This window comes from Sphingomonas sp. P4_G3 (assembly GCF_056401105.1).
Genome location: NZ_JBFUJZ010000002.1, coordinates 167,823 through 191,653, shown reverse-complemented (window position 1 = coordinate 191,653; position 23,831 = coordinate 167,823). Strand labels below are relative to the sequence as shown.

The 23,831-nt window shown below is 65.7% G+C and carries 29 protein-coding genes; 13 read left to right on the top strand and 16 right to left on the bottom strand.

Annotated elements, in window-relative coordinates:
* Positions 1-121: 121 nt before the first annotated feature.
* Together AC1DQQ_RS06460 and AC1DQQ_RS06455 are read right to left on the bottom strand one after the other, a co-directional pair.
* Positions 122-571 carry a cupin domain-containing protein gene (locus AC1DQQ_RS06460; protein ID WP_478029345.1) on the bottom strand — a complete coding sequence of 150 codons (450 nt, stop codon included), beginning with the start codon at positions 569-571 and terminating at the stop codon, positions 122-124.
* Between the two features lie 2 nt (positions 572-573).
* Positions 574-918 (bottom strand): hypothetical protein, encoded by a 345-nt coding sequence (locus AC1DQQ_RS06455; protein ID WP_478044630.1) that lies wholly within the window; start codon positions 916-918, stop codon positions 574-576.
* A gap of 89 nt (positions 919-1,007) precedes the next feature.
* Between AC1DQQ_RS06455 and dapE the strand changes: the two genes are divergently transcribed.
* A complete protein-coding gene (dapE, locus tag AC1DQQ_RS06450) occupies positions 1,008-2,120 on the top strand; it encodes a succinyl-diaminopimelate desuccinylase (RefSeq protein WP_478044628.1) in 1,113 nt (370 codons plus the stop codon).
* Positions 2,121-2,298: 178 nt separating this feature from the next.
* A complete protein-coding gene (locus AC1DQQ_RS06445) occupies positions 2,299-3,042 on the top strand; it encodes a helix-turn-helix domain-containing protein (RefSeq protein WP_478044627.1) in 744 nt (247 codons plus the stop codon).
* Here the strand turns inward: AC1DQQ_RS06445 and AC1DQQ_RS06440 are convergent.
* Genes AC1DQQ_RS06440 through glmU form a run of 7 tightly spaced genes read right to left on the bottom strand, consistent with a single transcriptional unit; the run spans position 3,039 to position 8,944 of the window.
* The gene (locus AC1DQQ_RS06440; RefSeq protein ID WP_478044626.1) at positions 3,039-4,409 is read right to left on the bottom strand and encodes a cytochrome P450; all 1,371 of its coding nucleotides are present in this window, start codon (positions 4,407-4,409) and stop codon (positions 3,039-3,041) included. The two genes, AC1DQQ_RS06445 and AC1DQQ_RS06440, sit on opposite strands and share 4 nt — an antisense overlap.
* A gap of 56 nt (positions 4,410-4,465) precedes the next feature.
* On the bottom strand, positions 4,466-4,657 hold the full coding sequence (locus AC1DQQ_RS06435; RefSeq protein ID WP_478044624.1) for a hypothetical protein: 192 nt from the start codon (positions 4,655-4,657) through the stop codon (positions 4,466-4,468).
* Positions 4,654-6,477 (bottom strand): glutamine--fructose-6-phosphate transaminase (isomerizing), encoded by a 1,824-nt coding sequence (glmS, locus tag AC1DQQ_RS06430; protein WP_478041810.1) that lies wholly within the window; start codon positions 6,475-6,477, stop codon positions 4,654-4,656. Before glmS ends, AC1DQQ_RS06435 begins: the two co-directional genes overlap by 4 nt.
* Positions 6,478-6,492: 15 nt before the next feature.
* The gene (locus tag AC1DQQ_RS06425) at positions 6,493-6,873 is read right to left on the bottom strand and encodes a PIN domain-containing protein (protein WP_478029352.1); all 381 of its coding nucleotides are present in this window, start codon (positions 6,871-6,873) and stop codon (positions 6,493-6,495) included.
* The gene (locus AC1DQQ_RS06420) at positions 6,870-7,247 is read right to left on the bottom strand and encodes a ribbon-helix-helix protein, CopG family (RefSeq protein WP_478041812.1); all 378 of its coding nucleotides are present in this window, start codon (positions 7,245-7,247) and stop codon (positions 6,870-6,872) included. Before AC1DQQ_RS06420 ends, AC1DQQ_RS06425 begins: the two co-directional genes overlap by 4 nt.
* A 33-nt stretch (positions 7,248-7,280) precedes the next feature.
* Complete coding sequence (locus AC1DQQ_RS06415; RefSeq protein ID WP_478041813.1) at positions 7,281-7,595, bottom strand: hypothetical protein; 315 nt, start codon at positions 7,593-7,595, stop codon at positions 7,281-7,283.
* The gene (gene glmU, locus AC1DQQ_RS06410; protein WP_478041814.1) at positions 7,592-8,944 is read right to left on the bottom strand and encodes a bifunctional UDP-N-acetylglucosamine diphosphorylase/glucosamine-1-phosphate N-acetyltransferase GlmU; all 1,353 of its coding nucleotides are present in this window, start codon (positions 8,942-8,944) and stop codon (positions 7,592-7,594) included. Before glmU ends, AC1DQQ_RS06415 begins: the two co-directional genes overlap by 4 nt.
* Before the next feature lie 77 nt (positions 8,945-9,021).
* Between glmU and AC1DQQ_RS06405 the strand changes: the two genes are divergently transcribed.
* Complete coding sequence (locus tag AC1DQQ_RS06405) at positions 9,022-9,696, top strand: HAD hydrolase-like protein (RefSeq protein WP_478044622.1); 675 nt, start codon at positions 9,022-9,024, stop codon at positions 9,694-9,696.
* Here AC1DQQ_RS06405 and AC1DQQ_RS06400 read toward each other — a convergent pair.
* The 6 genes from AC1DQQ_RS06400 to AC1DQQ_RS06375 are packed head-to-tail and all read right to left on the bottom strand — an operon-like array spanning position 9,689 to position 13,642.
* Complete coding sequence (locus AC1DQQ_RS06400) at positions 9,689-10,087, bottom strand: hypothetical protein (protein ID WP_478041816.1); 399 nt, start codon at positions 10,085-10,087, stop codon at positions 9,689-9,691. The two genes, AC1DQQ_RS06405 and AC1DQQ_RS06400, sit on opposite strands and share 8 nt — an antisense overlap.
* Positions 10,088-10,140: 53 nt before the next feature.
* A complete protein-coding gene (locus AC1DQQ_RS06395) occupies positions 10,141-11,049 on the bottom strand; it encodes a tetratricopeptide repeat protein (RefSeq protein ID WP_478029358.1) in 909 nt (302 codons plus the stop codon).
* A gap of 49 nt (positions 11,050-11,098) precedes the next feature.
* Positions 11,099-12,109: a nucleotidyltransferase domain-containing protein gene (locus AC1DQQ_RS06390; RefSeq protein WP_478041817.1), complete on the bottom strand. Its 1,011-nt coding sequence runs from the start codon at positions 12,107-12,109 to the stop codon at positions 11,099-11,101.
* The gene (locus tag AC1DQQ_RS06385; protein ID WP_478044621.1) at positions 12,094-12,951 is read right to left on the bottom strand and encodes an HprK-related kinase A; all 858 of its coding nucleotides are present in this window, start codon (positions 12,949-12,951) and stop codon (positions 12,094-12,096) included. The genes AC1DQQ_RS06390 and AC1DQQ_RS06385 overlap by 16 nt, the downstream gene beginning before the upstream one ends.
* Positions 12,948-13,220, bottom strand: coding sequence for an HPr-rel-A system PqqD family peptide chaperone (locus tag AC1DQQ_RS06380; protein WP_478041819.1), 273 nt, complete (start codon positions 13,218-13,220; stop codon positions 12,948-12,950). Before AC1DQQ_RS06380 ends, AC1DQQ_RS06385 begins: the two co-directional genes overlap by 4 nt.
* 17 nt (positions 13,221-13,237) lie before the next feature.
* Positions 13,238-13,642 carry a hypothetical protein gene (locus AC1DQQ_RS06375; protein ID WP_478041820.1) on the bottom strand — a complete coding sequence of 135 codons (405 nt, stop codon included), beginning with the start codon at positions 13,640-13,642 and terminating at the stop codon, positions 13,238-13,240.
* Positions 13,643-13,756: 114 nt separating this feature from the next.
* On the opposite strand from AC1DQQ_RS06375, the gene AC1DQQ_RS06370 reads away from it, so the two are divergent.
* The 10 genes from AC1DQQ_RS06370 to AC1DQQ_RS06325 all read left to right on the top strand — a co-directional run bounded on the left by AC1DQQ_RS06370 (position 13,757) and on the right by AC1DQQ_RS06325 (position 22,750).
* Entirely contained in the window at positions 13,757-15,007 is a 1,251-nt protein-coding gene (locus tag AC1DQQ_RS06370; protein WP_478041821.1) for an ATP-binding protein, read from the top strand.
* A 45-nt stretch (positions 15,008-15,052) separates the two neighbouring features.
* Positions 15,053-16,099 carry a substrate-binding domain-containing protein gene (locus AC1DQQ_RS06365; protein WP_478041822.1) on the top strand — a complete coding sequence of 349 codons (1,047 nt, stop codon included), beginning with the start codon at positions 15,053-15,055 and terminating at the stop codon, positions 16,097-16,099.
* A gap of 4 nt (positions 16,100-16,103) precedes the next feature.
* Positions 16,104-17,480, top strand: coding sequence for a phosphate ABC transporter permease subunit PstC (gene pstC / locus AC1DQQ_RS06360; RefSeq protein WP_478041823.1), 1,377 nt, complete (start codon positions 16,104-16,106; stop codon positions 17,478-17,480).
* On the top strand, positions 17,473-18,750 hold the full coding sequence (gene pstA / locus AC1DQQ_RS06355) for a phosphate ABC transporter permease PstA (RefSeq protein WP_478041824.1): 1,278 nt from the start codon (positions 17,473-17,475) through the stop codon (positions 18,748-18,750). The genes pstC and pstA overlap by 8 nt, the downstream gene beginning before the upstream one ends.
* Positions 18,751-18,779: 29 nt before the next feature.
* Positions 18,780-19,526: a phosphate ABC transporter ATP-binding protein PstB gene (gene pstB, locus AC1DQQ_RS06350; protein WP_478029544.1), complete on the top strand. Its 747-nt coding sequence runs from the start codon at positions 18,780-18,782 to the stop codon at positions 19,524-19,526.
* A gap of 13 nt (positions 19,527-19,539) precedes the next feature.
* Positions 19,540-20,235, top strand: a complete 696-nt coding sequence (gene phoU / locus AC1DQQ_RS06345; RefSeq protein ID WP_478029367.1) for a phosphate signaling complex protein PhoU — start codon at positions 19,540-19,542, stop codon at positions 20,233-20,235.
* A complete protein-coding gene (phoB, locus tag AC1DQQ_RS06340; protein WP_066809495.1) occupies positions 20,235-20,927 on the top strand; it encodes a phosphate regulon transcriptional regulator PhoB in 693 nt (230 codons plus the stop codon). Before phoU ends, phoB begins: the two co-directional genes overlap by 1 nt.
* Positions 20,928-21,015: 88 nt before the next feature.
* Positions 21,016-21,363: a hypothetical protein gene (locus tag AC1DQQ_RS06335; protein WP_478041825.1), complete on the top strand. Its 348-nt coding sequence runs from the start codon at positions 21,016-21,018 to the stop codon at positions 21,361-21,363.
* Between the two features lie 68 nt (positions 21,364-21,431).
* Positions 21,432-21,710: a hypothetical protein gene (locus AC1DQQ_RS06330; protein WP_478044619.1), complete on the top strand. Its 279-nt coding sequence runs from the start codon at positions 21,432-21,434 to the stop codon at positions 21,708-21,710.
* Between the two features lie 140 nt (positions 21,711-21,850).
* A complete protein-coding gene (locus AC1DQQ_RS06325; protein WP_478041826.1) occupies positions 21,851-22,750 on the top strand; it encodes an SDR family NAD(P)-dependent oxidoreductase in 900 nt (299 codons plus the stop codon).
* Positions 22,751-22,913: 163 nt separating this feature from the next.
* Here the strand turns inward: AC1DQQ_RS06325 and AC1DQQ_RS06320 are convergent, their stop codons facing one another.
* Positions 22,914-23,807 carry a LysR family transcriptional regulator gene (locus tag AC1DQQ_RS06320; protein WP_478041827.1) on the bottom strand — a complete coding sequence of 298 codons (894 nt, stop codon included), beginning with the start codon at positions 23,805-23,807 and terminating at the stop codon, positions 22,914-22,916.
* Positions 23,808-23,831: the final 24 nt, after the last annotated feature.

Genomic DNA, 23,831 nt, shown 5'->3' with positions numbered 1-23,831 from the left:
CGATCTGGCGAATTGTCAGAACTCCCTCATTGGCGGCCACGCAAGCGACAACCGGCCGATCGTTCCGCTAGCATCCGGTGCGGCCGCGCGCCATCACAAAACCGCCAAAACGGTCTGCCGATCAGAACCTGCCCCCATCCTTTCGCCGTTGCTCGCCGACCGCCCCAGCCAGATGCATGTCGATATCGGGATAATGGCAATCGCTCGCTCCCCGACCGCCGACTGCGATGAACACGCAGTCGCTCGCCGACCGGTTCTGCAGCACATGGCCGTTGCCGTCACCCTTCGGGAAGGCGGCGATGTCGCCCGCGCGCATGGGAGTTTCGCCCTCGTCGTCGACCAGCACCGCTTCGCCCGATAGCATGACGACGAACTCGTCCTCACCTTCGTGCCAATGGCGCTGCGACGACCAGGCGCCGGGCTTGAGCGTCACATGGCTGAACCCAAAATCGGTGATGCCGCTGGCCGGAGCGAGACGCCGATACCAGCGCTCCTTCACCACGTCAGCATAGATCGGCGGATAGCCGGTGGCATTGGTTTGGGGGATCGCGTCGAGATCGATCTTGGGCATGGCTATTTTCCCCTGGGAGGATTCGCCGTCAGGCATTGTTCGGCGAATGGCATCGCGTCGCCCCCCGAAATGTCGTCGCGATCGTCATCCGTCGCGACGACCTTCGGGAAGCGCGTTCTGATCGCCGCGGCCACCGCCTGCGCCCGCGCAATGCGCGCCTCGGTCGGCGTCCGGTCGGGCCCTCCGGCCGCGCTTTTGCTGTCGAGCATTTCGCGCGCCAGGCGGACGGCGTCGTCGAGCCGGTCGGCAGCGGCGACGCAATGGCCGGGGGTGATGTCGACAGGCGCGTTATCGTCGGATTGCTGCGGCAAGAGCGATGCGGCGGCGAGAAGGAAGAGGATAGGCATTGGTGATTCTCCGCACCCCCGTACGCGCAGACCTTTCCCTTCCCGTCGTTGCAAGGCAAGAGGCGGAGCGTGTCCAACCGGGGAATGCCGTGCCCAACGTCGTCGAACTCACCAAGGCGTTGATCGCCGCCGAAAGCGTGACGCCCGCCCAGGGTGAAGCGTTCGATGTGCTTGCCCAGGCGCTGAGTGTGATCGGGTTCGAGATCGACCGCTTCACCGTCGGCGAGGAGCCCGACGGCCCGGTCGAGAACATGATCGCGATCCGCCACGGCAGGGGCCCGCATTTCGCCTTTGCCGGGCATCTCGACGTGGTGCCGCCGGGCGACGGCTGGGCCAGCGCTGCGTTCGCCCCGGAGGTTCGCGGCGAGCTGCTCTACGGCCGCGGCGCGGTCGACATGAAGGGCGCCATCGCCGCTTTCGTCACGGCAGCGGCGCGGGCCGAAGGGCCGACGCTCAGCCTGTTGATCACCGGCGACGAGGAAGGTCCCGCCATTTACGGCACGCGCGCAATCCTCGACCGGATGGCCGCGCGCGGACTGACGCCCGATTACTGCCTGGTCGGCGAGCCCACCTCGACCGCGCGGCTCGGCGATATGATCAAGATCGGGCGGCGCGGGTCAGTCAATATCTGGGTCGACGTACCGGGGCGCCAGGGCCATGTCGCCTATCCGCATCTCGCCGATAATCCGATCCCCAAGCTGGTCGCGGCGTTGGCGGCGATCGACGCGATCGAGCTCGACCGGGGCAACCATTGGTTCCAGCCGTCGAATATCGAAGTGACCGACGTGACCGTCGGCAACCCGGCGACCAACGTCATCCCCGCCAAGGCATCGGCGCGGATGTCGATCCGGTTCAACGACGAGCAGAACGGGGAAGATCTGGTCGCGTTGATCGAACGGACGGTGAAGGCGCACGCCCCCGATGCACAAGTGATCGCGCGCATTTCTGGCGAGGCGTTCCTGACCCAACCGGGCGAGCTCTCGGCGCTGGTGACGCGCGCGATTGAGAAGGTCGCGGGCGTCGTGCCGGCCTTGTCGACCACCGGCGGGACGAGCGACGCACGCTTCCTGTCGCAACTCTGCCCCACGGTCGAGTTCGGGCTGGTCAACGCGACGATGCACAAGACCGACGAGGCCGTCGCGCTGGCCGATCTCGCCGATTTGGTCGACATTTATGCGGAAATCATCGCGGCCATCAGGTGATCGGCCTTGAGCTTCGAGAAGGTCCGCCGCGGCCGCAAATCGGCGTGTGGTGCGTGACACGCTCGGCTAAGCTGTTCGGAAATTCCTGAACATAGGACGATTCGTGGCCAGCTCACCGATAGCGCCCCAACTTTCTCCAGTCGGCGAGATATTGCGCGAATGGCGCGGCGCGCGGCGCATGAGCCAGCTCGACCTTTCGCTCGATACCGGGATTTCGACGCGGCATCTGAGCTGTATCGAGACCGGCAAGGCCCGTGCAAGCCGCGAAATGGTGGCGCGCCTGGCCGATGCGCTCGACATGCCGCTGCGCGACCGCAATGCGCTGCTCCGCGCCGCCGGCTATGCCGCGATCCATCCCGAAAGCGAGCTCGCCGCCCCCGCGCTCGACCGCGTGCGCCAGGCGATCGACCTGATTCTGGCGCACCAGGAACCCTATCCCGCTTTCGTCATCAGCCGGCATTGGGAAGTGCTGGAGGTCAATCAGGCGGCGATCCGGATGAACAAGCTGCTGCTCGGCGATTGGCAAAGCCCGCACAGCAATCTGATCCACCAATTGTTCGATCCCCATGACTTCCGTCAGGTCATCCTCAACTGGCCCGAGGTCGCGCGGCGGTTCGTCCGGCATCTGCACGACGACCTCGCCGCCAACCCGACCGACCGCCGCTCGCGCGCGCTGCTCGATGCCGCTTTGTCCTATCCGGGCGTGYCCCAGCGTTGGCAACTTGGCGATGCCGACGATGATGGCGACCCGATCGTCACCTTCACCTTCGCCAGCCCGCGCGGCGAGCTACGCTTCTTCGAGACAATCACCACCTTCGCCGCGCCGCACGATGTGACGCTCGACGAAATCCGCATCGACTGCACCTTCCCCGCCGACGATCATACCGCCGCGGTGTGCGCCGAACTGGCGCGGGCGGGTTAGGCGGGAATCAACCTGATCGGCAGGCCATCCCTGGGGCGCGGGATCGGGAACATCTGCCAGGCACCGCCGGCACCCGGATCGATTTCGATCCGATAGCGCGTCAACAGGTGCGCGATCAGCAGCTTCATCTGCATCTGCGCGAAATGCAGGCCCAGGCACATATGCGCACCGCCGCCATAGGGCACCCAGGCGAAGCGATGCCGGCCTTTCGACGCCTCGGGCGTGAAGCGCATCGGGTCGAACCGCAGCGGATCGGGCCAGATGTCGGCCATGCGGTGCGTCCAGGTGACGCCGATTCCGACATTGGTGCCAGCCGGAATGTCGAAGCCGCCAAAGCTGAAATCGCGCAGCGCGCGACGCGGCAGTGAGGGTACCGGCGGCATCAACCGGAGCGCCTCGCGGAAAGCGTAATCGGTCAAGGTCAGACGATCGAGTTGCTCGGTCAGTGGCAATTGCGCGTCGAGGCCGGCAATTTCCTCGCGCAACCGTTGCTGCCAATCGGGATTGCGCGCGAGCAGCATGACCAGGGTCGTCGCCGACGAGGTGATCGTGTCGTGCGCGGCCATCATCAGGAAGTTCATGTGATCGGCAATCGCGGCCGCCGACAGCTCCTGCCCGTCCTCGTCGGTCGCGCGGCAGAATTGCGAGAAGAAGTCCTCGCCATTGCCGCCCCGCGAGTCTCGCCGCCGCGCCGGGATCTCGCGTTCGAACCAGTCGATCAGATAGGCGCGAGCTTTGACGCCCCGCCGCATCATCGTACCGGGCAGCGGCGAGCGGATCGGCGCGACGCTCGCCTGGACCTCGTCGACGAATGCCTGGTTGATGCGATCGGCTTCGGCCCCGAGCGACACGCCGAGAAAGCTCGTCGCGGCGAGATCGAGCGTCAGCTTCTTGATCGCGTCGTAGAAGCGTAGGCTGCCGCCCCATTCGCCGATCCGCGCGGCGATCCCGGCATCGAGCTGGGTGGCGTAATGCCGCATCGGCTCAGGCTTGAACGCGACCGACAGCGTCTTGCGGTCGGCGCGATGCTTGTCGAAATCCATCAGCATCAGCCCGCGCGGGAACAGCAGATTGAGCAAGGGGCCCCAACCCTGCTCGGAGGAGAACAAGCGGTCGCGATCGAACAGGACGAGTTCGTTGGCATCGGGGCCGAGCAGAGTTACGCTGGTGCTGCCGAGCGCGCGATTGCGATAGACCGGTCCGAAGCGCTCGAACATCTCGCGCCCGAACTTGACCGGATCGGCCAGCAGGCGAAGCGAATTACCGAGGATCGGCAGGCCATCGTCGCCGGGGATATGCGCCAGCGACCGCGCCGGGTTACGCGGCAGCCAATGCGGATTGGCGCCAAACGTGTGGGCGTAGGCCATGTTGTTGGTTACCGCAGCCGAGCCTCAATAGCCAATCGCCCGGTCGCCCGAAACGCTTAGTGGCCGCCGCCATGATGTCCGCCACCATAATCGCCAGCGCCCCCGTCGCCTCCGGAATACCAATTGTCGTGATCGCCGCCGCTAGCTATGCCGCCCTTGGGTGGCGGCATCTTGACGACGATCGCAATGACCAGAGCAATCAGGCCAACGCCCGTGATGACACCGCCGGCGGCGACGACCCAGATCACTCGACCGTGACAGACTTCGCGAGGTTGCGCGGCTGATCCACATCGGTCCCCTTCACCACGGCCACATGATAGGCCAGCAACTGCACCGGCACCGCATACACCAAGGGCGCGATCAGCGGGTGGACTTTCGGCATCTCGATCGTCGCCAGGCAGCCATCGCCCGCTTCGGCCAGGCCCTCGGCGTCGGAGATCAGCACGATCTTGCCGCCGCGCGCCTGGCTTTCCTGCATGTTACTGACGGTTTTCTCGAACAGCGGCCCGGACGGCGCGATGACGATGATCGGCACATTTTCGTCGATCAAGGCGATCGGCCCGTGCTTCATCTCACCCGCGGCATAACCTTCGGCATGGATGTAGCTGATTTCCTTTAGCTTCAGCGCGCCTTCCAACGCCAGCGGGTAATCAGGGCCGCGGCCGAGATAGAGCACGTCGCGCGCGGGCGCGATCAAATGCGCCATGGCCGCGATCGCATCGTCATAAGCGAGCGCGGCGTTGAGTGCGGCAGGCGCCTCGATCAGGTGGCGGACAACCTGGACCTCTTCCTCGCGGCTCATCTTGCCCTTGACCACCGCCAGATGCGCGGCGAGCGCGGCGAGTACCGCGAGCTGGCAAGAGAATGCCTTGGTCGAGGCGACGCCGATCTCCGGCCCGGCATGCGTCGGCAACAACAGATCGGCTTCACGTGCCATCGTGCTGGTCGGCACGTTGACGACGACGGCGATCTTCTGCCCGGCTTTCTTGGCATGGCGGAGCGCCGCAAGTGTGTCGGCGGTCTCGCCCGACTGACTGATGAATAACGCCAAGCCGCCATCCTCGAACACCGGATCGCGGTAGCGGAACTCGCTCGCGACATCGATATCGACAGGCACACGCGCGAAGCTCTCGAACCAATATTTGGCGACGAGCCCGGCATAGAAGCTGGTGCCGCAGGCGACGATGGTGATGCGCTTCACCGTTGACAGGTCGAAATCCATCTGCGGCAGCGCGACGGTCTGCTCGACGCCGCGGATGTACGAGCGCAAGGTCTGCGCGACGACGATCGGCTGCTCGTGGATCTCCTTGAGCATGAAGTGACGGTAATTGCCCTTCTCGATCATCGCGCCGGTCGCGCCCGAAATGGTGATCTCGCGTTCGACCGGATTGTTCTCGGCGTCGAAGATTTGCGCGCCCTCGCGGGTGATGACGACCCAGTCGCCCTCATCGAGATAGGCGATACGCTGGGTCAGCCCGGCCAGCGCCAGCGCGTCCGAGCCGAGATAGGTTTCGCCCTCGCCATAGCCGACCACCAGCGGCGAGCCGAGCCGCGCACCGATCAGCATCTCGGGATGCTCGCGGAAGGCGATCGCCAGCGCGAAGGCACCACGCAATTGCGGCAGAACCTGCTGGACCGCCTCCTGTGGCGATTTGCCCGCCTCGACCTGCTCGCTGACTAGATGCGCGACGACTTCGGTATCGGTCTCGCTCTCGAACACGCGGCCGCGCGCCTGGAGCGCTTCGCGCAGCGGCTTGAAATTCTCGATGATGCCGTTGTGGACGAGCGCGACTTCCTTCGTCGCGTGCGGGTGGGCGTTCGACGTGGTCGGTGCCCCATGTGTCGCCCAGCGGGTATGCGCGATGCCGGTCGTGCCGGGCGCCGGATCGGCGGCGAGCACCGCCTCGAGATTCTTGAGCTTGCCCTCGGCGCGGCGGCGGATCAGTTGGCCGTCCTGGACGGTGCAGACGCCGGCCGAATCATAGCCGCGATATTCCATCCGCCGCAGTCCTTCGACCAGCCGACCCGCAACCTGTTCCTTGCCAACAATTCCGATGATTCCGCACATGGTTAGGGCGCCTTCTTACAAAACATAGGGAACACGGATACCAGGCATATTGGCCGGGAAATCCTTGGTATTGCGGGTAACGAGGACACGCCCGCGCACCATTGCGCTGGCGAGAATGATAGCGTCGGGTGATTTGAGGCGCGGACGCTCGCGGCGCAAGGCGGCGGCACGCGATGCTATCTCGGCGTCGATTTCGTCGACCCCGAACCCGGAAAGGAACGCCTCGACATCGCGCAGCATCGCGCCCGACCCTTTCGACAGCACTTCTACCCATACCATCCGGCTGATCCAGACGCGCGTGCCCAGACCGATTGCCCGGCGAATTTCGGCGCGCGCCGGATCATAGCCGACGAGCGCGTCGGTCACGATATTGGCGTCGAATGAGTAACCGCTCACTTGATGAGCGGCTTCTTGGGATCGGGATAGCGCCCCGCGAGCATATCGAGATGGATCTGGCGCTGACGATCGTCCTCGGCATCGAACAAATCGGGGAATTCCGCCCTGACCTCTTCGTAATCGTCATCCCAAGGACGCGTCGACGCGGCGCGTTCTCGCCGCTGCCACTCGACCGCGTCGCCGATATCGTCCCGGTCCTTCCATGCGCCGAACCCGCGCTCGATCCACTCAGTACCGTTCGCAGGCTGCGAGTGCGCTTTGTAGGTTGCGACCGCATCACGCAGCACCGACGCGCGCGATCTCCCCAACTCGGCCGCGCGCTGGTCGAGCCATTTCAGGTCTTCATCAGGCAGGTCGGCGAGGATACGCGTCATAACGATATCTAGATATCATATCATGATATCATGTCAACCGGTCGGAAAGTTAGTATCAACGAATTGCCGAGAAAATTCGGCCGGATCTGGCTGCGTTCCATAGGCTTGAACGAACGGCTCACGACCCTTTTCCCAAATCTCGCGGATCCGGCCAGGGAGCGCCGATGGGAACTCCATTTGCTGCGCAACGATTTCGTCCCAGCTCCCTTCGAAGCCAAGGGTCTGGCGAAGCTTTGGCTCCATGGCGGTTAACGTTTCGGCGACTCCCTGATCGAGCTCGCCAATCGCGTGCAATACGTAGCAATCGAGAAATCGGAGGAACGGCTTGCCGATGTAGCGATCGCTCATTTCGCAGCCTTCTTCGCCGCCATCATCTCGCGGAACCGCTTCGCCCAGCCCGGCTTGGTCTGCTGGTCGGGGCGAACGAGGCGCAACGCATCGGCCTCGACATCCTTCGTCACCGTCGACCCCGCGCCGACTATCGCGCCCGCGCCGATCGTCACCGGCGCGACCAGCGCCGAGTTGGAGCCGATGAACGCGCCCTCCCCGATCACCGTCTTGTACTTGAAGAAGCCATCGTAATTGCAGGTGATCGTGCCCGCGCCGATGTTCGCGCCCGCACCGATTTCGGCGTCGCCGAGGTAGGTCAGATGGTTGGCCTTGGCGCCCTTGCCGAGCACAGCCTTCTTCACCTCGACGAAATTGCCGACCTTGGATTTCTCGCCCAGCACCGCGCCGGGGCGTAACCGGGCATAGGGGCCGACCTCGGCGCCGCTGCCGATCGTCGCGCCCTCGATATGGCTGAAGCCGCGGATGGTCGCACCGTCCGCAACCGCGACGCCGGGGCCGAAAAAGACATTGGGCTCGATCAGCACGTCGCGGCCGATTTGCGTGTCGAAGCTGAACCAGACGGTCGCGGGATCGACTAGGGTCGCACCGTCGGCCATTGCCTGGACGCGGCGCCTGGCCTGCCAGCTGGCATCGACCGCGGCGAGTTCGGCCCGGCTGTTTACCCCGGCGACTTCCTCGGCATCGGTCTCGACCACTACCGCGCCGCGACCATCCCGGACCGCCAGCTCGGCAAGGTCGGTAAGATAATATTCTCCCGCGGCATTGTCGTTGGTAACCTGCGCGAGCAGCCGGAACAGATCGGTCGAGCGCACCGCCATCAGGCCCGAATTGCACAGGGTCACCGCGCGCTCGTCGGGCGAGGCGTCCTTATATTCGACGATCTTCGCGATGCGGCCATCGGCGTCTGCAATGACGCGGCCATAAGCGGCGGCATCGGCGGGACGGAAGCCGAGCACGACGACGCTCGGGTCACCCTCGCCGTGGAGCCGCTCGGTCATCCGCGCCATCGTGGCGGTGGAGACCAGGGGCACGTCACCGTACAGGATCAGCACGTCTCCGTCGAAGCCGGAGAGCGCCGCCTCGGCCTGGCGCACGGCGTGGCCAGTACCGAGTTGCTCGGCCTGGATCGCGACCTCGACCCCGAGCGGGGTCACCGCCGCCTCGACCTGTTCGCGACGCGCGCCCGCCACGACGACGATCCGTTCAGGATCGAGCACTTGCACATTGTCGATCAGGTGAAGCAGCATCGGCCGCCCCGCGATCGGGTGAAGCACCTTGTGCAAGTCGGATTTCATCCGCGTGCCCATGCCGGCGGCAAGGATGATCGCGGCGATTGGATTGGTCATGACAGGGGTCTCCGTGGCCCGCGCCCTGCCACGAACATATTGCCTTTTCCATAGCGTTGCTGGCAGGCGGCGTCGGGATGAACGATTTCCCCTTTGGCCTGGTCGGCTTCGACCTCGATGGCACGCTGGTCGACAGTGTCGCCGACCTGGCAGCGGCAGTGAACCATGCACTGGCCGAGATCGGGCGGGCGCCGCTGGCAATCGACCAGGTGCGGCCGATGATCGGGGGTGGGTCTGGAGTGATGCTGCAGCGGGCGCTGATCGCGACGGGCGGAGACGAGCAACTCGACGCCCTGCTTCCCGGAATGCTTGCCTTTTATGCCGCGCATATCGTCGACCATACGCGCCCATTTCCGGGCGTGGTCGAGGCACTGGATGCGCTGCGAAAGCTGGGGGTGACCTTGGCCGTGGTGACCAACAAGCGCGAACACTTCTCCTTCGCACTGCTCGATGCCCTGGGCCTTACCGATCGCTTCGCGTGCATCATCGGCGGCGACACGCCGGGCCTCGTCGCGATGAAACCGGACCGCGCGCCGATCGACCTCATGCTGCGCAACTGCCGCGATGCCCGGCCAGCGGTATTTGTCGGGGACTCGATCTATGACGTGGGCGCGGCGCGCGCCGCCGGTATCCCGGTCGCGTTGTTCGCTCCAGACGGCGGCGGCATTCCGGGCGCCAACGCGATCTTCACCGACTATCGCGATCTGCTGCCGACGCTCGCGCGTATGGCTGAGACCCAGCCAGCTATTTGAGCAAAGCCGCCGATTCGACGTGATAGCCGATCAGCACGGGCTTTCCGCTGTTCAACCGATAAACGAAATTCTCGCTCGCGGGTCCGCTCGAATAGACGCTGGCATAGCTGGCCGTGAAGGTGTGATCGCCATTGTTGATATTGTCGTTGAACCCCTGCCGCGCGGTTGACCGGAAGGTGCCGAGCTTGGCGTGGATCTTTTCGATAAAGACAGGAAAGTCGACGCTGCCATTCTTCATTTCCGGCCCGGCTGCGGCGGCGATCGCCGCGAACTGACCGTTGTTCAGCTTGGCGTGGAAATCGGCCACCGCGGAATCGGTGGCGGACATGTCCTGCCCCATCGAACAGCCCGCCAGCGCCGCCGCGGCGGCCAGCACTATCGCGAAACGCATCGTCGCCCTCCTGTCCCTATCGCGATCAGTCTGCCGCAGCGCAGGCGGCGCGGCTAGCGCGGATTGCCTGGCCGCCGCGCCCGCTCTTCGTCATCGGCACGCGCGATCATCAGGCGAGCGATGCGATCCGCCGACTCCGCCATCTCGCTCGACCGTTTCGGCAAGGCGGCCTGCGCCGAGCGATAGAAGCTCTGGGCGTCGGCATAACTGCCCGCCGCTTCCGCGCACACGCCGAGATTGTAGAGCACCGACGGATGATTGGGCAGGCGGCCGTTTAGCTCCGCCCATTGCCGGCACGCCGAGGTCACATCCCTGTTGGACAGCTTCACGATCCCCTTGAACTCGTTGCCGATATCCTTGGGCATGCCGTCGCGGTCCTCGCGAAAGCGGACCTTGTAGGTTTCCACGCGCGGCCGCACGTCGAGGCGGATTTTCTGCGCCAGGTCGGTGATCATCGCCGATACCGCTTCCTCGGTGGTGCGCCATGGCGCCTTGCCCTGGCACCAGGTCGTTTCGTCCCGCGACGGCTTGTTGTCCGACCAGACCGGCATGGTGTCGGCGACGCGGAGCAAGCGGACACTGACCGTCAGGTTGATGACGCGACGGAAGCATGGGAGGTCGACCTTGGCCCGCTTGGTGCACTTTCCGTCCTGCTTGCCGTCCTTCCATTCGACGCAGCGTTCCTCATTGCCCTGATACTTGCTTTCCTCGACCCCGGTGGTGACGCCGCCAGAAAGCACGCCGTCGGGCCGGCCGGCGGGGACGCCGATCGCCTGTTCCAGCGCCGCCTCGAACTGGCGCGCATCGCGGCCGTTGAAGCGATCGACCACGACGTTTTCGAGCAAATCCGCCTCGCGGACATTAGCCGGAAACTTGCCGCGCATCTGCGCGCTTTCGGCCCAAGCTGCGCTGCTGCCTACGCACAGGCCGGCGAGCGCCAGCGCGATCCACATTCTGGTCATGATGATCTCCCCCGAATCGCCGCTTCATATCATCGCGATCCGGTGGTCGTCAGCCCGCCTCTTTGCGCCATTTGGTCCAGAGGTGCCGCGCCAGCATCAGCGGCGGCATGCGCAGCCAGTGCGAGCGCGCATAGAAGCCGAGCCGGGTGACCGGACGGGTCTGCCGCCCCCAACCGTCACGCGCCGTCAGCCTGCGCAGATAAAGCTCGTCGTCGCTTCCCGAGCGCGCCCAGCCGTCGGGTAATTGGGTATCGTACAGCGCATGACAAAGCCGCAGGGCGCGGCGCACCGCCGGAGCCAAGCCGTGTCGCCGCGCGCGTTCGGCCAGGCCAGCGACGCCGAAGTCGTCGACCAGGCAGTGGATGTCCCACAGATTGCGCATCCCGCCCGACAGGTCGCCGTCCGCGAACAGATGCGCGGCGGCGTGACAGATCATGTCGTCGGAATTGAGCATGCGCAGCCCGTTCGGTAACGCGATGCTGTCGGCGATCAGTGCATCGGCATCGGGCGTCGGGCGCGCGGTCAGCGGCAGGATCGTGTGGTGCACGTCGATCATGCGATCACGCTCGCGATGGATCAGCGGCGGCAATTCGTGCATCCAGCGACGATAATAGGCATCGTCGTAAGGGTCGGGCTTGACCCATTCCCACCCGGCACCGAGCAACGCCGCTTCGACGCGATCGAGGTCGGCGCGCGGCACCAGAATGTCGAGATCGCCGACGAATCGCCCCCGCCCCGCCGCCAGGCCCGCGGCGATGAACGCGCTGCCCTTGAGCAGCACCACCGGCACGCCGAGATCACCGAGCGCGCGGCGCGCCATCTCGACTTCCCACAGGGCGACGAGCCGCCCCTGCGCACACGACGCCTTGGCGTCGTCGAGGAAACGCTGCGCCGCCGCCGGCTTGGCGATGCCATCGAGCCGATGCGCCAGCGTCGCGCTCAGCAATTCGGCGCGCGCCATGGTCAGCAATGCTTGCCAACCTGGGCCATTTAGCTCCGCGACGGAGGCAGGGTCGGCCAGTGCCCGCGCCAGGAGACGACCGTCTACAGCGACGCCCATAACGCCTCGACCTGCGCGATCGCGCTTTCGGTATCGGGATAGTCGATCGCGCGCGCCGGCGTCTCGACGACTAATTGCGTCAGCGCCGTGAAGCCGCGTTCGGCAAGCGCGACGTAGTTGGTCGACGCCTGGGTGAGGCGGACGAATACTTCGCTGGGCGCGACCTCGCGAGTTGCGGCGTCATGTCCGAAGGTGGGAAACAGGATCAGCGCCGGTCGCGCGGGCTCGAGCATCGCGGCAACCGATCGCGTATCGGGAACCAGGTGGCGGATCGCGCCCTTCGGCGTATCGGCGAGTAGCGGACCGAACATGCCCGGTGCAGCCGACTCCATCACCGCGTTGGCTTCGTTCTTCAGGCTGATCAGACGCGGAAAGGCATGGATCAGGCCAGTCGCCGGATCGAGCAACGCGAATTCGTCCCCCATCAGCCGCCAACCGCGCGTCATCAGCAATGCCGCGAGCGTCGATTTGCCCGCCCCCGACAGGCCGGTCATCACCAGCGCCTTGCCATCGCGCTCGACCGCCGAAGCGTGCAGCAGCAGATACCGCCGCTGGCCGAGCGCCATCTGTAGGTTCATCGCCATCTCGGCGGCGAGCAGCCCGTGCTCGAGGCTGAGCGGCGCGGCTTCGGGCAGAACAAAGTCGCCGCCGATCATCACTTTGGGTCTGAAGAGGCGTCGCCACGGCCGATCGGCGAACAGCCGCACGGTGAAATCCGCGATGCCGTCCTGTGGCTTGGGGTAGCTCGCATAGAGCTGTTCGAGCGCCGCGATCGGCCCACGCCAATCCGACCCGACGCGGAATCCGACCGGGCCGATCGCGACCGAGAAAACGTGCCTCATCGCCGCTCGACGAGCCCCGTTTCGACCAGCTCGTCCAACCGCGCCGCTAGCGCGGCAGGATCGGCGTCAACCAGGTCATAATCTGCACGAAGTTTCACCAGCAACGCCGCGGCGTCGAGCGGTGCTTCGGTCAGTGCCTCGAGGATTTCGGGTGCGGGTGACGCCATCAAATGCGTCTGCCCCGAAGCGCGATGATAGATGGCGGTCAGCAGATCAACCGGCACGACGATCAGGCTGTCGGGCGATGCGGCGCGATAAAGGGTCGCCATCTCCCGCGTCCGGCGGCTCAGCCGCGCGGCATCTGCAGCGAGGCGAAGCAGGTGAAGCCGGCGGTGCCATGCTGCAGGCGGCGGATATAGGCGGTATAAGCGCGGCTCTGCTCGTCCGTCGTGCCGGGCAAGGTGCCACCGTTGAGCGCGGTGCGGACGTCTTCCGCCTTGAACGGCTTGGTCGCGCCGGGAAAGGCGTCCTTGGTGCCGTTGGGGACAAGCGATCCGTCGGCTGAGACATACATGCCGGCGCGACCGGGATCGGGGACCGGAATCTCGCAGGTCAGTACCGAGGCACTGGTCTGCGCGAGCGCGGGACGGATCGAGATAACCACCGACGCGGTCGCGGCGCCGAGCATCAGCGCGCGGCGGCGCGTCGGCTGCGGTTCGTTCGCCTGACGATCGGTCGTGTTCTCGTCCATGGTTGAGACGCCTTTCACATTAGCACGCGACTGGCAAGCCGATGAAATGGTTACCGCGCGCGGAGGGCACGGGCATTGCCGCTGACTGGCGCACGCCCTAGGAACCACCGGGCAATGACGACCCGCTTCGGCCCTCGCTTCATGCTCGGCATGCTCGCCGCTCTGGTGGCGGCGATCGGCGTGTTCGTCCTGTCGGGCGACGTGGCGAGCGCGCTGGTGACTTTGGTCGGTGCGATCATAGCCGCGCTCGTGACGCTAGGCGTCGATCCCAGCCCGGCGGCATCAGCCGAACCCGACATCGGCACCGCACCCGCGCCGGCACGATTGGGCTCGGTGCTCGAGGCGATCGTCGAGCCCGTGCTGGTGATCGCCGGAGGCCGGGTCGAGGAAGCCAATGGCGCCGCCCGCGACGTGCTCGGCAACCACATCACCGGCCAGGACGTGCGGCTCGCGATCCGCCACCCGGCCGCCGCCGAGCGACTGACCGCACCAGTTGGTGAGGGATCGTCCGAGGCGATCAATCTGGTCGGCCTGGGAACGCTCGACCAACGTTGGGAATTGCGCGTCACCGATCTGCCCGACGGGCGGCGGGTCGCGCATCTGATCGACCAGACGCGCAGCTATGCCGCCGAGCGGATGCGAGTCGATTTCGTCGCCAATGCCAGCCACGAATTGCGCACCCCGCTCGCGTCGATCCTGGGTTTCGCCGAGACGCTGGCCGATGGCGCCGGCGAAGACCCGGCGATGCGCGATCGCTTCCTCAAGGTCATGGCCGACGAAGCCCGGCGGATGCAGCGGCTGGTCGAGGACCTCATCTCATTGAGCCGGATCGAGGCGGAAAAATACCGCCTGCCCGATGCCTCGGTCGATCTCGCCGACCTTGTTTCGGAAGTTCATTCGGAGATGATGGACAGCGCGGATGGACGCGCGGCGGAGATCGTCACTGATATCGCCGCGGACGTGCCCCCGGTCGGCGGCGACCGCATCCAGCTGAGCCAGGCGCTGCACAACCTCATCGGCAACGCGATGAAATATGGCCGCGCCGGAACGCCGGTGACGGTCAAGCTGTCGCGCGATGCCAGCAACATGGTCCGCTTGTCGGTCGGCGACGAAGGCGACGGCATTCCGCCCGAACATATCCCGCGGTTGACCGAGCGATTCTATCGCGTCGATTCGGGACGCAGCCGTGCGCTTGGCGGCACGGGTCTGGGCCTCGCGATCGTCAAGCACATCGTCGAACGCCACCGCGGACGGCTGGATATCGCGAGCCAGGTGGGGCGCGGGACGGTGGTGACGATCCTGTTACCGGCCGCGTTGTCATCAAAAGGTAACGCGACTGTCACAGAGGGCCCGAAACCGGCGTGATAGCGCGCCGGTAAGGGGCGAGTCGCCCCGGCGGGAAGGCCCATCATGATTCGCACGATCGCGCTGCTCGGCGCGACATCCCTGTTTCTAGCGGCGTGTCAGGACCAGGCGGCGCTGGCGGGGGCCGGGCGCGACCGGATCAGCGTCGTCGGATCGTCTACCGTCTATCCCTTCACCACTCTGGTCGCCGAGCAATTCGTCGCGGCCAATCCGGGAGTACCGGCACCGGTGATCGAATCGACCGGCACCGGCGGTGGGCTGAACCTGTTCTGCAAGGGATTGGGCGGCCAATATCCCGATATTGCCGACGCCAGCCGGCGGATCAAGGCAAGCGAATACCGGACCTGCGCGGCGAACGGCGCAGGCGACTTGCTGGAAATCCAGATCGGGCTGGACGGCGTCGCCTTCGCAGAGGCCAATGAAGGCCCCAAGCTGCAACTGACTCCGGTCGACCTCTACAAGGCGCTGGCGGCCGAACCCGGCGGCCATCCCAACCGTGCGAAGACCTGGCACGACGTCAATCCGGCGCTACCGGCGATCGCCATCCAGGTCTATGGCCCGCCCTCGACCAGTGGCACGCGCGACGCAGTCGCCGAGCTGATCCTGGCGCGCGGCTGCGCACAAATGATGCCGGACATGGCGGCGACCCGTGAGACGCACCCGGACGATTTCGCCAAAACCTGCACCCGGGTGCGCGACGACGGCCCCTATATCGACGCGGGCGAGAACGACAATCTGATCGTCCAGAAGCTCCAGGCCAATCCCAACGCGATCGGCATTTTCGGCTATTCCTATCTGGAAGAGAATAAGGACCGCCTGAACGGCGTTCCGCTCAACGGCATCGAGCCGACCTACGAGACGATCGCGAGCGGTCGCTATCCCGGATCGCGCCCGCTGTTCCTCTACGTCAAGAAGGCGCATCTCAGCGCCATCCCCAACCTGAAGGCATTCCTCAATGCCTATACACAGGCCTGGGCGCCCAACGGACCGCTGGTTCGCCGCGGGCTGATCTCGGCACCCGCCGATGTGCGTGCGCGCTCGGCGGCGATCGTGCAGCGCCAGACCCTGCTCGACCCGAAGACGTTGAGCTGACGACTTGCCGACGCTCGCGCTCCTTTTTCTCGTCGCCGGACTCGGGCTGATCGCCTGGTTGTCGGGGCGCGTCCGCGCGATCGCGTTCCGTAAGGCGCCGGGGCAGCGTTTCTCGTCGCTGCCGCGCCATCACGGCTCGTTTGCTGCGATGTGGACCATATTGCCCCCCTTGCTGTTCCTCGCTGTGTGGGGAGCGTGCGCGCCAGGCCTGGCGACGGACGCCGTGCTCAAGACGCCAGCGGCGGCGCAGCTTCCGCCGCCCGGTTTCGAGCGCGCGGCGATCCTGTCGGAGGCGCGCGCGATCGCCAGCGACCGCCATCGCACCCCGCTCAATCCGCTCGCGACCCAGCTCGCACCGGCTTATGCTTTGGAGCAGGCCCGCTATGGCTGGATCGGCGGAGCGACCGCTTTACTGCTCGGCCTTGCCGGCGGGGCCTTCGCTTTCCTGCGCATCCGCCCCGGCTTCAACGCACGGACCAGGATCGAGCGGATCGTGATGGCCGGCCTGCTCGCCGCCTCGCTCATCGCGATCCTGACGACGATCGGCATCGTCGCCTCTCTATTGGTAGAGAGCGCACGCTTCTTCGGCACGGTGCCCATCACCGATTTCCTGTTCGGTACGCATTGGAGTCCGCAGGTCGTCGATCCCAGGAATCCTGGCGCGAGCCTGGGCGCGGTGCCGCTATTCTGGGGAACCTTCTTCATCGGCGCGGTCATCGCGATGCTGGTGGCGATCCCGTTCGGCCTGATGAGCGCGATCTATCTGACGCAATATGCCTCGCCTCGCCTGCGCAGGTGGATGAAGCCGACGCTGGAGATCCTCGCGGGCGTGCCGACCGTGGTCTATGGCTATTTCGCCGCGCTGATCGTCGGGCCGGCACTGCGCCAATTGGGGGTCGCGATCGGAATTCCCGGCGCCACATCGGAAAGCGCGCTGGCCGCGGGGCTCGTGATGGGCGTGATGATCATCCCGTTCGTCTCGTCGATGGCCGATGACGCGATCGCCGCGGTGCCGGCGGCGATGCGCGACGGCAGCCTGGCGATGGGCGCGACGCCGAGCGAGACGATCAGTCGCGTCCTGCTGCCAGCCGCTCTGCCCGGCGTGGTCGGCGGCGTCCTGCTGGCGATCAGCCGCGCGATCGGCGAGACGATGATCGTCGTGATGGCCGCCTCGGGCGCCGCGACGATCAGTCTCAACCCATTCAATTCGGCGACCACGGTCACCAAGCAGATCGTCGACCTGCTGACCGGCGAAGCGAGCTTCGACAGCCCCAAGACGTTGGCCGCGTTCGCGTTGGGGATGACCCTCTTCGTCATCACCTTGCTGCTCAACATCATCGCGCTCACCGTCGTGAAACGGTATCGGGAAGCCTATGAATAGGCCGCTCGATCCCGCCGCGGTCGAACGCGTGCCGACCGACTGGAAGAATCCGCAGATGGAGCGGCGCGTCCGTCGCCGCTATGCCGCCGAGCGCCGCTTCCGGCTGTTCGGGCTGGCGGCGATCGTGCTGTCGGTGAGTTTCCTGCTGTTCCTGCTCGTGACGATGGTGGCCAACGGCGCGCGCGGCTTCGTGACGACAGAGGTCGCGCTGACGATCGATTTTCCGGCCGCCGGACTCGGCCTGACGCCGGATCGGATCAAGGGGCCGGGTGCCGATCTCGCGCTCGCCGGCGCGGAGCTCGACGCGGTCGTCGATCGGGCCGCAGCCGCGCAATATGGCACCGAGGGGCCGGCGTTGTTTTCAGACGGCGCCGACACGATCGTCCGCCGGGCGCTCAAGGCCGATCCTCGACTGGCGGTCGGCCGGGCTAGATTGTGGTTGCCCGCCGCCAGCGACATCGACACCGCGGCCAAGGCAGATGGCACGCCGCTGGCCGAGAAGCGCGCGCAGGTGCTGACCGACGCCGGACAATTGCGCACCGGGTTCAATTGGGGCTTCCTGTCGGGATCGGATTCGACCGATCCCACCGCGGTCGGCATCTGGGGCGCGCTCAAGGGATCGCTGTTGACGATGCTGGTGACCTTGGTGCTCGCCTTCCCGATCGGCGTGCTCTCCGCGCTCTATCTCGAAGAATATGCGCCGCGGAACCGCTGGACCGATTTGATCGAGGTATCGATCAACAACCTCGCCGCGGTGCCGTCGATCATCTTCGGCCTGCTCGGCCTCGCGGTGTTCCTCAACACCTTCCAGCTGCCGCGCTCCGCGGCCTTGGTCGGGGGGCTGACGCTTGCGCTGATGACGATGCCGGTGATCGTCATTGCCAGCCGCAACGCGATCAAGGCGGTGCCGCCCTCCATCCGCGACGCCGCGCTCGCGCTCGGCGCCAGCCCGGTCCAGGTCGTCTTCCACCACGTCCTGCCGCTCGCGTTGCCGGGCATCTTGACCGGTACGATCATCGGCATGGCGCGCGCGCTCGGCGAAACCGCGCCGCTGCTGATGATCGGCATGCGCGCGTTCATCGCGACCCCGCCGGGCAAGTTGACCGATCCGTCGACCGTGCTGCCGGTCCAGATCTTCCTGTGGTCGGACGAAGTCAGTCGCGGCTTCATTGAAAAGACTTCGGCAGCGATCATCGTCCTGCTCGTGTTCCTACTGGCGATGAACGGCGTCGCCATCTACCTTCGTAACCGTTTCGAGACCCGCTGGTGACCGACAACAAGACTCCCTCTGATCACAAGATGACCGCGCACAATGTCAGCGTCTGGTACGGCGCGGCGCAAGCGATCAGCGATGTGTCGATCGATATCGACCAGGACAAGGTGACCGCGTTCATCGGCCCGTCGGGCTGCGGCAAATCGACTTTCCTGCGCACGCTCAACCGGATGAACGACACGATCGCCTCGGCGCGGGTCGAAGGCGATATCCGGCTCGACGGCGAAGACGTCTATGCGCGCGAAATGGACGTGGTTCAGTTGCGCGCACGCGTCGGCATGGTGTTCCAGAAGCCCAACCCCTTCCCCAAGTCGATCTACGAGAATGTCGCCTATGGTCCGCGCATCCATGGCCTGGCGTCGTCCAAGGCCGACATGGATCGCATCGTCGAACGCTCGCTGGCGCGCGCCGGCCTGTGGGGCGAGGTAAAGGATCGGCTGTCGGATAGCGGCACCGCTCTGTCGGGCGGCCAGCAGCAGCGTTTGTGCATCGCGCGCGCGATCGCGGTCGATCCCGAAGTGATCCTGATGGACGAGCCGTGCTCGGCGCTCGACCCGATCGCCACCGCCAAGATCGAGGAACTTATCCACGAATTGAAGGGCCGCTACGCGATCGTCGTCGTCACCCACAACATGCAGCAAGCCGCGCGCGTGTCGCAGCGCACCGCCTTCTTTCACCTCGGCCAGCTGGTCGAATACGGTCAGACGTCGGACATCTTCACCAACCCGCGCGAAGAGCGGACGCGCGATTACATCACCGGCCGTTATGGCTGAGGAGTTTGAGCGAATGGCAACGGGCCAGGAACATACGGTCAAGGTGTTCGACGACGAGATCGGTCAACTGCGCGGCCTGATCAGCCAGATGGGCGGTCTGGCCGAGCGCGCGATCCACGACGCGATGAATGCGTTGCAGCGGGTCGATCTCGACCTGGCGCAGCAAGTCCGCCTCGCCGACAAGCAGATAGACGTGATCGAGGCCGAAGTGGAAACGCTGGCTGTCCGCATCATCGCGCTGCGCGCCCCGATGGCCAACGACCTGCGCGAAGTCGTCGCCGCCTTGAAGATCGCCGGCGTGATCGAGCGGATCGGCGATTACGCCAAGAATATCGCCAAGCGGGTGCCGATGATCGAGAGCGAGCATCGTATCGAGCCGATCTCGGTCATCCCGGCGATGGGCAAGATGGCCGCCGAAATGGTGCACGACGCGCTCGACGCCTTCGCCGCGCGAGACGCGCGGGCCGCGGTGGATGTCTGCATGCGCGACCAGGCGCTCGACGATTTCTACGACAGCATCTTCCGCATGCTGGTGACCTATATGGTCGAAAATCCCGCGACGATCGGTCAGGTCGCCCACCTGCTGTTCGTCGCCAAGAATCTGGAGAGGATCGGCGACCACGCTACGAACGTCGCCGAGATGATTTATTTCGCCGCTACCGGCACGCAAATGACCGAGCGTGAGCGCGGCAAATCAGGGGAAATGTGATGGCACGCGCCAAGATGTTGCTGGTTGAAGACGACGCCGCGCTGGCGGAATTGCTGGTCTACCATTTCAAACGCGAGGATTTCGAGGTCGCGCACACGCCCGACGGCGAAGAGGCGTTGCTGCTCGCCAAGGAAGCGACTCCCGACATCGTCCTGCTCGACTGGATGGTCGAGGGATTATCGGGAATTGAGGTGTGCCGGCGTCTCCGCCGCATGCCCGAGACCGCGAACATCCCGATCATCATGCTGACCGCGCGCGGTGAAGAAGAGGATCGCGTCCGCGGGCTCGAGACCGGCGCCGACGATTACGTCACCAAGCCTTTTTCTCCCCGCGAACTGGTCGCGCGGGTCGGCGCGGTGCTGCGCCGCGTGCGCCCGGCGCTGGCCGGCGAGCAGCTGACTTATGGCGATATCGAGATGGACACGGTCGGGCATAAAGTGCGCCGCAGCGGCGAAGTCGTGCCGCTTGGCCCGACCGAATTCCGCCTGCTCAAGCATTTCCTCGAACATCCCGGCTGGGTGTTCAGCCGTGAGCGCCTGCTCGACGCGGTATGGGGACATGATAGCGACATCGAGAGCCGCACGGTCGACGTCCACATTCGACGGCTGCGCAAGGCGATCAATCGCGGCGACAGACCCGACGTCATCCGGACGGTGCGATCGGCGGGCTATGCCCTCGATTCGGGGGCGTAAAGAATCGCATCCGAAACGAGGGAGCAAATTCGGGTGTGGCGCGTTTGGCCCCTGTCACGCTGAGATCGTGCAGAACCAGGAGAGTCGCATGAAGTTGATACTCGTTGCGGCGGCCGCCATGATCGCGATGCCCGCCATTGCGCAGAATACGCCCGCGCCGCCACCTGCCCCCGATCCCCAGACCGCGCCGGCTCCTGTCGACCCAACTCCGCCGCCGCCAGCGCCGATGCCCGCACCGCCGGGACCGCCCGCTGGCGCTGCAACCATGACTATGGGACCGCCGGCGCCTGTCGTGCAGCCGCTGCCTGACGCTGCTGCCCCCGCTACCGGTGCTGACGTGCCGTGGTGCACCAAGACCGTCGTCGATCATTGCAAGGAGCATTCGGCGCCGAACGGCGCGCGCCTGCACACGACACCCCGCCCACCGGGGAAATGACCGCTCTGATCGCCTGAATGAAGCGGAGCCGGTCGACGCCCGGCTCCGCCGTACCGGAGGAGGTCGGGATGAGATTGATCCTTTTGGCCGCCATCGCTGTGACGATGCCTGCATTGGCGCAGGAGAATCCGGCGTCGACCCAGCCGCCCCCCGCGCAAAGCGCGGGCGACCCCCCGGGGGGCTATGCCCCGCCGCCGGCGCCCCCACCCCCTCCTGGCGCGACAATCGTGTTTCAGCCGGCGCCACCGCCCGACGTGGCGTTTCCGCCGCCAGCACCACTGGCAAGCTACCCGCCCTGCAAGCGCGGTCAGTTCGACAAGTGCATCCAGCGTAACGATCCCAAGTAACGACAAGAAACGGGTCGTAAGCTCCCTCTCCCGGCGCGGGTCGGCACGCCCGCGCCGGGTTTTTCGTGTCTGCGGTATGGCGGGCTTGCACGGCGCGTACCTTTGGCTAGGAAGCGCTCAAACCATTTAGGGAGCACTTCATGACCATCCGTTTCGACGACAAGGTAGCTATCGTGACCGGCGCGGGCGGGGGCCTGGGCCGCGAATATGCACTGGCGCTGGCGGCGCGCGGCGCGAAGGTCGTCGTCAACGACTTGGGCGGCGCGCGCGACGGCACCGGTCATTCGGACGCCGCGCTCAAGGTCGTCGAGGAGATCAAGGCCGCGGGCGGCGAGGCGATGTCGAACGGCGGCAGCGTCACCGAATATGAGCAGATGGTCGAGATGGTCGCCAAGGCCAAGGAAGCCTGGGGCGGCGTCCACATCCTGATCAACAATGCCGGCGTGCTGCGCGACAAGAGCTTCGCCAAGATGGAGCCGGCCGATTTCAAGTTCGTCGTCGACGTCCACCTCAACGGATCGGCCAATTGCACCAAGGCGGTATGGGAGACGATGCGCGAACAGGCCTATGGCCGCATCCTGATGACGGCGTCGTCGACCGGGCTGTTCGGCAATTTCGGTCAGGCCAATTACGGCGCCGCCAAACTCGGCCTCGCCGGGCTGACCAAGACGCTCTACCTCGAAGGCGCGAAGTACAACATCAAGGTCAACACGATCGCCCCGACCGCCGGCACACGGATGACCGAGGATCTGTTCCCGGCCGAGGCGTTCAAGGCATTCGCGCCGGAGAAGGTCGCCCCTGCCGCACTCTATCTGGTCAGCGAGGACGCGCCGACCAACGCGATCGTCGGCGCCGGCGCCGGCGTGTTCCAGGCAGCGTACGTCACGCTGACCCAGGGCAAGCTGCTGACCGGTGACGAGCTGTCGCCCGAAGGCGTCGCGGCGCATTGGGCCGAGATCACCGACCGCACCGGCGAGCTCACCCCGCAATCGGGCAACGAACAGTCGATGTCGATCATGAAGAAACTGACCGGGGGTTGAGGCGACCCTCAAATCCTCCCCGGCACGGGGAGGGGGACCATTGCGCAGCAATGGTGGAGGGGGCCCGCGACAAACCAACAACAGGCCTGGAAGTCAGCGGTGGAGGGCCCCCTCCACCACCGCCTTCAGCGGCGGTCCCCCTCCCCGTGCCGGGGAGGAATTTTTATTCCCCCACCGTCCGCTGAATCAAATCCCTCAGCCACACCGACGCCGCGTCGGCGTCGCGTTCGACCGGGTGGAACAGGAAATGCCGATCGATGCTCTGCTCGATCGGCAGCTCGACCCCGCGCACGTCGAGCTTCGGCCCATAAGCGGCGATCAGCCGCGACGGCAGGATGGCGACGAGATCGGTCCGCGCGACCGCCATCAGCGCCTGCAGATAATGCGGCACCACCGCGGCGATGCGACGGTGCAGGCCCTGGGCCGCCAACCAATCGTCGACCGGGTCGCTCGTCGCCCCGGCCCCGACCACCGCGACATGCGGCGCATCGAGCATTTCGAGCACCTGCCGCCAGGTTGCCGGCTGCCCGACATGGACAGCGAGCAGATCATGGTCGTCGAACAAGGGCGCCATGCGCAGCCCGGCGAACAAGCCAGTGTCGGTACTGATCGCGAAATCGAGCGTGGCGATCACCGGATCGTTCGGCCGTGGCCAGGGAATGAGGTCGATCCGGCAGCCGGGCGCCTCGCGCGCCATTGCCTCGATCAATGGTGCGAGCACCGTCGCGGCGACGACGTCGGGGATCGCCGCCCGGAACACGCGCTGCGCTCCTGCCGGGTCGAACGCTTCGCCCTCGTACAAGGCGGCCGCTTGCTTGAGCAACGCCCGGACGGGATCGGCGAGTGCCTCGGCACGCGGCGTGCGCTTCATCCCCGCTCCGCTGCGCACCAGCAGCGGGTCGCCAAAATCCTCGCGCAGCCGAGCGAGAATGCGGCTCATCGCGGGTTGCGACACCGATATTATCTGCGCAGCCCGGGTAACGCTGCCGCTTTCGATCATCGCCAACAGGGCACGCAACAAGTTCAGGTCGTAGCGACCGATATCCAATTCCGACATGCGCAATATCAGAACTATTCATTT

Coding starts and splice junctions, on each gene's coding strand:
- glmU (WP_478041814.1), bottom strand. CDS start 8,944: ATGACCAATCCAATCGCCGCGATCATCCTTGCCGCCGGCATGGGCACG.
- AC1DQQ_RS06415 (WP_478041813.1), bottom strand. CDS start 7,595: ATGAGCGATCGCTACATCGGCAAGCCGTTCCTCCGATTTCTCGATTGC.
- phoB (WP_066809495.1), top strand. CDS start 20,235: ATGGCACGCGCCAAGATGTTGCTGGTTGAAGACGACGCCGCGCTGGCG.
- AC1DQQ_RS06400 (WP_478041816.1), bottom strand. CDS start 10,087: ATGCGTTTCGCGATAGTGCTGGCCGCCGCGGCGGCGCTGGCGGGCTGT.
- AC1DQQ_RS06395 (WP_478029358.1), bottom strand. CDS start 11,049: ATGACCAGAATGTGGATCGCGCTGGCGCTCGCCGGCCTGTGCGTAGGC.
- AC1DQQ_RS06440 (WP_478044626.1), bottom strand. CDS start 4,409: ATGGCCTACGCCCACACGTTTGGCGCCAATCCGCATTGGCTGCCGCGT.
- AC1DQQ_RS06330 (WP_478044619.1), top strand. CDS start 21,432: ATGAGATTGATCCTTTTGGCCGCCATCGCTGTGACGATGCCTGCATTG.
- AC1DQQ_RS06375 (WP_478041820.1), bottom strand. CDS start 13,642: ATGGACGAGAACACGACCGATCGTCAGGCGAACGAACCGCAGCCGACG.
- AC1DQQ_RS06335 (WP_478041825.1), top strand. CDS start 21,016: ATGAAGTTGATACTCGTTGCGGCGGCCGCCATGATCGCGATGCCCGCC.
- AC1DQQ_RS06455 (WP_478044630.1), bottom strand. CDS start 918: ATGCCTATCCTCTTCCTTCTCGCCGCCGCATCGCTCTTGCCGCAGCAA.
- AC1DQQ_RS06420 (WP_478041812.1), bottom strand. CDS start 7,247: ATGACGCGTATCCTCGCCGACCTGCCTGATGAAGACCTGAAATGGCTC.
- AC1DQQ_RS06380 (WP_478041819.1), bottom strand. CDS start 13,220: ATGGCGACCCTTTATCGCGCCGCATCGCCCGACAGCCTGATCGTCGTG.
- pstB (WP_478029544.1), top strand. CDS start 18,780: ATGACCGCGCACAATGTCAGCGTCTGGTACGGCGCGGCGCAAGCGATC.
- glmS (WP_478041810.1), bottom strand. CDS start 6,477: ATGTGCGGAATCATCGGAATTGTTGGCAAGGAACAGGTTGCGGGTCGG.
- AC1DQQ_RS06405 (WP_478044622.1), top strand. CDS start 9,022: ATGAACGATTTCCCCTTTGGCCTGGTCGGCTTCGACCTCGATGGCACG.
- AC1DQQ_RS06385 (WP_478044621.1), bottom strand. CDS start 12,951: ATGAGGCACGTTTTCTCGGTCGCGATCGGCCCGGTCGGATTCCGCGTC.
- AC1DQQ_RS06320 (WP_478041827.1), bottom strand. CDS start 23,807: ATGTCGGAATTGGATATCGGTCGCTACGACCTGAACTTGTTGCGTGCC.
- AC1DQQ_RS06365 (WP_478041822.1), top strand. CDS start 15,053: ATGATTCGCACGATCGCGCTGCTCGGCGCGACATCCCTGTTTCTAGCG.
- AC1DQQ_RS06390 (WP_478041817.1), bottom strand. CDS start 12,109: ATGGGCGTCGCTGTAGACGGTCGTCTCCTGGCGCGGGCACTGGCCGAC.
- pstA (WP_478041824.1), top strand. CDS start 17,473: ATGAATAGGCCGCTCGATCCCGCCGCGGTCGAACGCGTGCCGACCGAC.
- AC1DQQ_RS06460 (WP_478029345.1), bottom strand. CDS start 571: ATGCCCAAGATCGATCTCGACGCGATCCCCCAAACCAATGCCACCGGC.
- AC1DQQ_RS06325 (WP_478041826.1), top strand. CDS start 21,851: ATGACCATCCGTTTCGACGACAAGGTAGCTATCGTGACCGGCGCGGGC.
- AC1DQQ_RS06370 (WP_478041821.1), top strand. CDS start 13,757: ATGACGACCCGCTTCGGCCCTCGCTTCATGCTCGGCATGCTCGCCGCT.
- phoU (WP_478029367.1), top strand. CDS start 19,540: ATGGCAACGGGCCAGGAACATACGGTCAAGGTGTTCGACGACGAGATC.